Annotated in this window: 4 protein-coding genes; 1 reads left to right on the top strand and 3 read right to left on the bottom strand. The window is 75.7% G+C overall.

The features are described 5' to 3' along the window. Positions 1–130: 130 nt before the first annotated feature. Positions 131–373, bottom strand: a complete 243-nt coding sequence (locus I5E_RS20565) for a winged helix-turn-helix domain-containing protein (protein ID WP_022908637.1) — start codon at positions 371–373, stop codon at positions 131–133. Positions 374–441: 68 nt separating this feature from the next. Between I5E_RS20565 and I5E_RS20570 the strand changes: the two genes are divergently transcribed. Continuing rightward, on the top strand, positions 442–1,323 hold the full coding sequence (locus I5E_RS20570) for a carboxypeptidase-like regulatory domain-containing protein (protein ID WP_022908638.1): 882 nt from the start codon (positions 442–444) through the stop codon (positions 1,321–1,323). 315 nt (positions 1,324–1,638) lie between these two features. Here I5E_RS20570 and I5E_RS20575 read toward each other — a convergent pair whose 3' ends face one another. Both I5E_RS20575 and I5E_RS20580 read right to left on the bottom strand, forming a co-directional pair. After that, entirely contained in the window at positions 1,639–2,262 is a 624-nt protein-coding gene (locus tag I5E_RS20575) for an ATP-binding protein (protein ID WP_261975014.1), read from the bottom strand. Continuing rightward, a partial coding sequence (locus I5E_RS20580; protein ID WP_022908639.1) for an energy-coupling factor transporter transmembrane component T family protein occupies positions 2,255–2,719 on the bottom strand: 465 nt, incomplete at its 5' end. The genes I5E_RS20580 and I5E_RS20575, both read right to left, overlap by 8 nt.

A 2,719-nucleotide genomic window follows, 5' to 3' on the forward strand; every position in this document is an offset into this window, starting at 1 on the left:
GCGGTCAGACGGGCGCCGAGCACGGCCTCGACCGCGACGACGAGGGCCTTGAGCAGGACGGTGAGGAGCACGAGGATGGCGATCACCGTCCGCAGGCGCAGCGAGGTGGTGCGCAGCCGACCGTCGCGCATCACGCTGCACCCCGGTCGACGGCGAGCCGGTACCCGAGGCCGCGGACGGTGTGCACGAGCCGTGGACCGTGCGCCTCCATCTTCCGCCGCAGCGCGCTCAGGTGGACCTCGACCAGGTTCGGGGCGATGTCCTCGTAGCCCCAGACCTGCGTCGTGATCTGCCCCTTCGACACGGTCCGCCCCCGGCTCTCGGCGAGGAACCGGAGCAGCCGGAACTCGGTCGCGGTCAGGTCGAGCAGCACGCCGCCACGCCGGACCGTCGACCCGTCGGGGTCGAGGACGAGGTCCGGTCGGCTCCGGGGCGATCACCGTGCAGCTCGCCTCGCCGGACGGCGCCCCGATCCGCCTGGCGGACGTGGAGCTCGCGGCGATCGGCGTCGACGTCGTCGTCGGGAACGCCACCACCGACGACGACGGCACCGCGACGTTCACGGGCATCCCCGCACCGGACACCGTCACGGTGACGACACGGCAGCTGCCGCCGCACGGAGCAGACACGTACGCGCCCGGCCTCCGCGCGGGCATCGCGGTGCGCGGTGGTTCGACGGTCGCGGTCACCGTGCCGCTGGTGATCGGCGCCACCGTGCAGGGCGGGGTGGTCGGACCCGACGGCCCGGCCGCCGGACGCCTGATGTACGCGTGGAACGAGGACACCTCGCAGGTGTTCCGCACGACCTCGGACGGCGCGGGCGAGTACCGGTTCGTCGGCCTGAGCACCGGGCTGTACCGCATCGAGGCGTACGCGAACGGGTTGGCCTCGCCCGCCGTCTGGAAGACCCGGGTGTACCAGCAGCGAGGGACGCTGCCGGCTTCCCAGGTGACGCTGTCACGGCACTACGCGCACAGCGACTACGACCTGCTCGTCTTCGCGACGTCCGGCACCTCGTCGGCACAGCTCAGTGGCGCACGCGTCACGGTGACGGACCTGGCGACCGGTGCGTCCTCCTCGACCCGGTTCTCGACGGTGCTCGACAGCGAGCAGACCGCGCAGTTCCAGATCCCCTCGGGGCAGTACGTGGTGGAGCTTCGGACGGCGGCGACGAGTGCGACGCCGGCGCGGACACTGTGGCTCGGACGTCCGGCTGGCGGGTACCGGTACGTGACCGACCGCGCGCAGGCCGTACCCGTCCGGGTCGTGTTCGGCGGGTTCAACGGGTGGGGCGGGGCCGTCCCGGACGCCGCAGCGCGCTGAGCATCCGCGCCGAGGTCTCGCGCTGGCCGACACGTCACGGGCGCGTCCGGGCGTGCGGTGTCGGCCAGCCCGTGACGTTCGCTCGCGGGACGGCCGGCGGCGCCGGCGGGCGGCGCAGGGCACGGCACGGCACGGCACGGCACGGCACGGAGCATCCGCGCCGAGGTTTCGCGCTGGGCGACACCTCACGGGCGTGTCCAAGCGTGAGGTGTCGCCCAGCCCGTGAAGTCGTCGCGCGGCGGGCGGGCGGGCGGCGCGGGGCGGGGCGGGCGGCGCGGCGGCGCAGGGCAGGGCAGGGCACGGCGCGGAGGCGCGCTACGTCCGCAGCACCACGTCCGCCAGCTCCGCGGGCCGCTCGGCCGCGATGAACGCCGACTCCTGGGCTGCCCACCGCTCCCACTCCCGGGCGAACACGTCGCCGTCGCGGCCGATCGCCCGGTCCCACCGGGTGCCGTCGTCGGCCTCGAGCCACACCCGGAGCGACGCCAGCGGCGCCGAACCGCGGGAGAGCGCACCGCACCCCTCGACGACGATCGGGCGCTCGGGGTCGACGGGTGCCCACTCCGCCGGCGAGGACGTCGCCCAGTCCCACCGCCGGTACCCCGACGGCTCCCCCAGGACGTCGGTCACCACGGCCCGAGCGGCGGCGGCCAGTCCGTCCCACCCCGGGTAGACGTCGTCGAGGTGCACGACCTCGGCGCCGAGCCGGTCGCCGAGCACGGTGCCGAGCGTCGTCTTCCCGGTGCCGGACCGCCCGTCGACGAGCACGACGAGCCGGGTGCCCGACGCGGTCGCGACCCCGGCTGCCGCGGCGGCGAGGCCCTCGACGAGCGAGTTCGACGGACCGGCAGCGCCGGCAGCGCCGACAGCACCGGCCGCGTCCACGGCGCCGGCCGCGCCGACAGCGCCGGAAGCGCCGACGGCGCCGCGCTCAGGCACGCCAGGTTCCCGCCGCCACGGCGACCACGATCGACACGACCCCGATGCCGACGAGCACGCCGACCATCGCCCACTCCGGCCCCGCGAACCGGGCGGTCCGTGCCCACGTCCGCCGCCCCGGAGCGCCGAACCCGCGCGACTCCATCGCCACCGCCAGCGTCGTCGCCCGCCGCAGCGCGAGCACGAGCAGCGCGAACGCCATCGACGCGCCTCGCCGCAGCCGGCCGGTGTCCGCGACGCCCCGGGCACGACGGGCCATGCCGAGCTGTCGCCAGTCGTCTCCGAGGAGGGTCGTCATCCGGATCGCCGCCAGCGCCCCGAGCACGAACCGTGCGGGCAGCCGTAGCAGCTGCGCCAGCCCGTCCGCGAGGTCCGTCGGGTCCACCCGGACGAACAACGCCACCGCCGGCAGGCCGACCGCGAGCACACGCAACGCCGTCGCGAGCGCGAGCTCGAG

The organism is Curtobacterium sp. B18 (assembly GCF_000333375.1).
Taxonomy (GTDB): Bacteria; Actinomycetota; Actinomycetes; order Actinomycetales; family Microbacteriaceae; genus Curtobacterium.